Source organism: Xenorhabdus sp. NBAII XenSa04, assembly GCF_963866145.1.
Lineage (GTDB): Bacteria > Pseudomonadota > Gammaproteobacteria > Enterobacterales > Enterobacteriaceae > Xenorhabdus > Xenorhabdus indica.
Genome location: NZ_CAWMEB010000138.1, coordinates 1 through 5,169 on the forward strand (window position 1 = coordinate 1; position 5,169 = coordinate 5,169).

3 protein-coding genes and 2 pseudogenes are annotated in these 5,169 nt (G+C 44.0%); 4 read left to right on the forward strand and 1 reads right to left on the reverse strand.

Translation table 11 applies throughout. From position 1 onward, the window contains the following. Nucleotides 1–497 (reverse strand): annotated as a pseudogene (locus tag AAC147_RS06645) (tyrosine-type recombinase/integrase); the annotation flags it as partial. 140 nt (nucleotides 498–637) lie between these two features. On the opposite strand from AAC147_RS06645, the pseudogene tssI reads away from it, so the two are divergent. From tssI to AAC147_RS06665, 4 genes and pseudogenes are all read left to right on the forward strand, one after another. Continuing rightward, nucleotides 638–2,179 (forward strand): annotated as a pseudogene (tssI, locus tag AAC147_RS06650) (type VI secretion system tip protein TssI/VgrG). Then, nucleotides 2,176–2,934: a DUF4123 domain-containing protein gene (locus AAC147_RS06655; RefSeq protein WP_047686031.1), complete on the forward strand. Its 759-nt coding sequence runs from the start codon at nucleotides 2,176–2,178 to the stop codon at nucleotides 2,932–2,934. The pseudogene tssI and the gene AAC147_RS06655 overlap by 4 nt, the downstream one beginning before the upstream one ends. 61 nt (nucleotides 2,935–2,995) lie before the next feature. After that, nucleotides 2,996–3,985: a glycoside hydrolase family 19 protein gene (locus tag AAC147_RS06660; RefSeq protein ID WP_052189811.1), complete on the forward strand. Its 990-nt coding sequence runs from the start codon at nucleotides 2,996–2,998 to the stop codon at nucleotides 3,983–3,985. 310 nt (nucleotides 3,986–4,295) lie between these two features. After that, nucleotides 4,296–4,820 carry a hypothetical protein gene (locus tag AAC147_RS06665; RefSeq protein ID WP_052189813.1) on the forward strand — a complete coding sequence of 175 codons (525 nt, stop codon included), beginning with the start codon at nucleotides 4,296–4,298 and terminating at the stop codon, nucleotides 4,818–4,820. Nucleotides 4,821–5,169: the final 349 nt, after the last annotated feature.

A 5,169-nucleotide genomic window follows, 5' to 3' on the forward strand; every position in this document is an offset into this window, starting at 1 on the left:
TTCTTTAATTTATCGGTGACTCCTCTCTTTTCCATAATAGAAAGGAGGTCTAATAATTCGAGGGGTTTTATTTCAGCAATCGGACGATGACCAATATAAGGGAAAACGTCTTTTTCGAATGCGTCCATCATATCTTCACGATAACCAACAGACCATCTGTCTTTTCTTCCCTCGTACCATTTACGCGCAATACTTTCAAAGGTGTTACTGATTTCTTCCTGAGCTGCCAGTTTCTTCTGTTTTTTATCTTGGTTGGGATCAATACCTTCGGCTATCAGTTTTTTGGCTTCATCACGTTTTCTTCTGGCCTCTGCCAGAGTGATAAGCGGAAAAGTGCCAATAGCGAGTAATTTTTCTTTTCCTGCAATGCGGTATTTCAGTCGCCAGTATTTAGAACCGGTTGTCTTTACCAACAGATACAAACCGCCGCCATCCGATAGCTTAAAATCTTTATCTTGGGGTTTTACTGTTTCGACTTGTCAGGCTGTTAGTTTCATATTTCCAGCGTCCTTACCCCCTCACAGTAATGGGGGGACATTGCAATAGATGCCAGTAGACGTTAATAGAGCGTTATTTGGGAGTTTTCTTTGATTTTACTGGGGAAAGTAGACTTTAAGAGATGCTGCCAGAAGTGTAGATGGCGGAGGAGGAGGGATTCAGTTTCTGGTTTGAGGATGAAACCCTGTTTTTCAGTGATAGTCACCTCGGTATGACCGCCGGGCTGCCGCTGCAATACCAGCCGCAGCCGGAAACCGCCTACGGAACTGATACCATTTATCAGGTACGACTGGGAGTCGGAATGAGTCCACAACGCAGCCTGCACAAAGACTTCAACCCGGAGAATCCGCGCTATCACCTCTCCCATATGCACAGCAGTGAAAGTTTCCGCGATTTTGGTAGCCAGACCCCTTATACCGTGTTTGAAAGTTATGGGCGATTTCAGAAAGATGCGGCCGCCATCCCCTTTTAAAAATACCGACAGGAAGCGCTGGATAATCAAAAGCAGACCGGCAACGGCAGCAGTAACTGCATCAAACTGATGCCGGGCAAAATCTTCGAGATAAAAAATCATCCCCATAAGCCGCTGAATGTACGCTGGCAGGTGGTCGGTATCAGTCACCACGGGCGCTGCCCACAGGCACTAGGCGACAACGGCGGTGACGGCACCACACTTTCCAACCATTTCAGTTTTATTTCAGGTCTGGATGATTACCGCCCGTCTTTCCGCTACAAACCTCTGGCGGATGGCGATGAAACCGCCATCGTGGTCAGCCCGGAAGGAGAGGAAATTTTCGTCAATAAAGACGGGGCCATTAAAGTGCATTTTCACTGGAACCGCTATGACCAGCCGGATGATGGCGCTTCGTGCTGGGTACGGGTTGCTCAAGGCTGGAACGGTAACGGTTTTGGCTTTATGGCGATACCGCGTATCGGGCAGGCGGTGATGATCTCTTGCCTCAACGGGGATATCGACCGACCGATTATCACCGGCTGTGTTTATAACGGCCTGAACCGTCCGCCACTGGATTTACCGGCAGAAAAAAACCGCACCACCTTTAAAACCAAAACCCACAAAGGCAAAGGGTTTAACGAACTGCGCTTTGAGGATGCGAAAGACAGCGAAGAAATCTATCTCCACGGTCAGAAAGACCTGACAGCCCATATCGAAAACGATACCTACTGGCATATCAAACACGACCAGAAACAGCGTATCGATAACAACCGTTACCACGATATCCGCGCCGATGACCATCATCAGGTTGCCGGTTCGCGCAAAATCACCACCGAAGGGGATGTATCGCACCGGATTGCCGGCAGCCAGCATATCCAGACTGGCGATGCTACCGTGATTGACAGCGGGCAGGAAATCCACCTGAAAAGCGGTGGTAAGGTGGTGCTGGAAGCGGCAGCAGAAATCACCCTAAAAGTGGGCGGCAGTTTTCTGAAAGTCACGCCGGGCGGCATTCTCTGTTCACCGATTAATGTTGGGCAGGGTGCAGCAGGCAGTGGACGCGGGATTTCACTGCAATTACCGGAGGGAGTGGCGCCACTTGCACAAGTGGGACAACTCCCGATGGCGGAAGCACTCCCGGCAATTGAATTTTCGGCTAAGCCCCCCTGTGCCATTCTTGCTCAGCAAGAGGAAAATTGGGTTATCACCGGAGCAGAGGAAGCATGATGGAATCGACTAATTGGAAAAATTGGTTATTACAGCAGGACAGAGGCGAGTGTTATTTTCTGGTCAACAGCCTAGCAAAGCCAAATCCCGTCCAGCTTTTTTACCTCAACGACTGGACAGAGCAGGCATTTCCGCTCTACAGCGGTACACCGATGAATGCCATGCTGGAACAAAGCCCGTGGCTGATCCAACCCAAAGCCAAGTACCTGCCGGAACTGGCGCTACTGCTGGATAAACACGAACTCAGCGATGCCAGTTGGGGCTGGGGTTATCGCAGCACCTTACCGTGGTCATTTCAGCTAAAACACTGGCGTTTGCATCAACAGGTGTTGCTGCGTGGTCAGGTTGTGGTGTTGCGACTGATGGATAACCGTATTTTCGCCCCGTTACTGCCCGCTTTGAAACTGGGGGACTGGCGTGAACTCTTAACTCCAGTTAATGAGCTGATGATCGATACTCCCAACCCGATTTGCTATCACCGTCCAGAAAATTGCCCTCAGGAACTGAACACGAATTTATTTGTGTTGGGTGATCATCTGATTGAAGCCCGTTACTCAACTAATACGACTCTCAAGAATCTAGCTTACGCGTTAAGTTGCCAGCTTTGGGAAGAAAACTCTGAATTGGCATTGAAACTGGATGAGCCGGAAGGGAAATTGCAGCTCAGCCTTGTAGCATGGTTGAAACAAGCGAGAGATGAAAAACAGAACCTGAACAAACTCACCGTTGAACGCTTTATTACCGATAACCAATAGGTTGCGCTTAGCAAAGAGATTTAAGACTAGCCCGCCATTATTTATCATTAAGGAAGAAAAAATGAGCCAGTTAGAACAGTCGGATTGCATTAACTGCCCAAATATATTGAAACAATGGGTTGAATTTCAACTTGTAGATGAAGAGGGTGAACCATTAACGGGTATACCTTATAAATTGCAAAGCCGAGGAAACCCAAGTTTTGAACGAACGGGTACTACGGATGGAACTGGCTTGTTACGAGAAACAGACCTTCCACCAATGCCAGTCATCTTATCCATATCAGTACAACCATTAGCGGATGAAATTGTCAAACGAACTCCGCGTCAGAAAACTGGAGAAGCCAATTCTCATGTTAAGCCAACTGCTATATTGGACGGGCATGAATACCAATACATTACATTGGGTATGATTAGTGATGGGTATCCTACAATTCACGGGTGGCAAGAGCAGGAATTACAGAATTCAGAACATTTCTGTGGTTCGACCTTACAGGGACTGTCAACTCATCTCCTTAAGCGACGGCATGTGCTGGAAATACGGGTAATTCAAGGATGTGCATGTGATAGAGACATAACACTAGCTGAACTGCAAGAGATATTGCCCAATGCCCCACAAAGAAGACTTGAAGACAATTTAAAAGCCCTTAATCAACGATTTGATAAGTTTGATATTACTACATGTCGAGGAAAAGCTCATTTTTTAGCGCAGATATGCCATGAAAGTGGTGCATTGCGATATACGAAAGAAATTGGAGGAGAAAATAAATCATATGATCCTTGGTATGGTCGGGGATTAATCCAATTAACCCACAAAAGGACCTATGAGGATTATGGCAATTATATCAATGAAGATGTAACTTCTTCTGCTGAAAATAGGGATAAATTATTATCGCCCCCACATAGTGTGTTATCTGCATTCTGGTTTTATAAGATAAAAGCATCAGTCTTTGATTCTGCTGAAAATGACGATTTCAACAAAGCAACAGCTATTATTAATGGGGGGTTCAATGGCTATAATGATAGATTGGATTACTTAAAAAGGGCAATTTAGGCATTGAAGGCTGAACACCTTAATCAATTGTTAGATAATGAAAAATTCGAATTTAATAGTAGTTCTATCTACGATTATAAAATTTATTCTTTCGCATGGGGACTTTGGCATGATCCTAATATCACAACACATTGAGGAACGACGAAAGACAGAGATGAAGCTTTGAGAGGTTATGAAAGAGTACAGACATTAATCACTGAAAATCCTTTTAGAACTGAGGCACAGTTAAATAGAAGAATGTACGGAATAAAAAATCGTGATGTCTCCAATTATATAAACGAGAGAATCGCTGCCTTGAGAGCAGGAGAAGGTGGAGCAAGAAGAGGAGGTGAAGCAAGAAGAGAAGGTAGAGAAAGAAGAGGAAATGAAGCAGGAAGAGAAGATAGAGAAAGAAGAGGAAATTAAAATGTATAAAAATATTATTTTTTTGATGTTGGTTATATTATCTACAGATGTTTATGCATCTGAATGGTCTATTGATATTGGTTGTTTTACTTCCAATAGTAAAAAACCAATAAACATAAAATTAATTGATATGTATTCAAAAAAAGATAATGCCAGAATTGGTTATGTTAAGTATGAGAATTCCCATATGGCTATACCGATTGTTTTGGTTAAGGAGGATTCTGAAATATTAGCTGAGGATAGACTATATCAATATACAACTGTATGGAATGAAATAATTCAAGGACAATTTAATGGTTCGTATACGGTTATTTCACAGGGAGCAAGATACTATGGTTTCACATATATAAATCAAAAAGGGAAACAAGTGGATTTTGAGGAAAATATGAATGCTTATGACGCAGAAATAAAAGACTGTATTTGGAAATAACATATGGAGAATCTCCAGAGGGTTTTTCTATTTTTCGAGGGCTGTGATAATTAAGAACTAAGGAGAAACTCATCATCGTAGTTGAAATGAGCACTGCCTGTGTTGTTGTTGTTGTGACGAAAAACTGATTGCTGGTCAGAAAGATTTTCTTGCCATGGAGCGATAAGCATTTTTTCCAGTTAGAGTCCTACTGACGCGCTGCGTTTGTCTTCTCCGTATTACCGAATTAATGTATTAACCCGGTAATACGGAGATCTGAGAGAAAAGTACCTACCAGAAAAAGAGGTTGAGGTTTTGATTCCTCCTCACCTACGCCTCATTTTTCTCCTCACTAATGAGATGGCCGCCC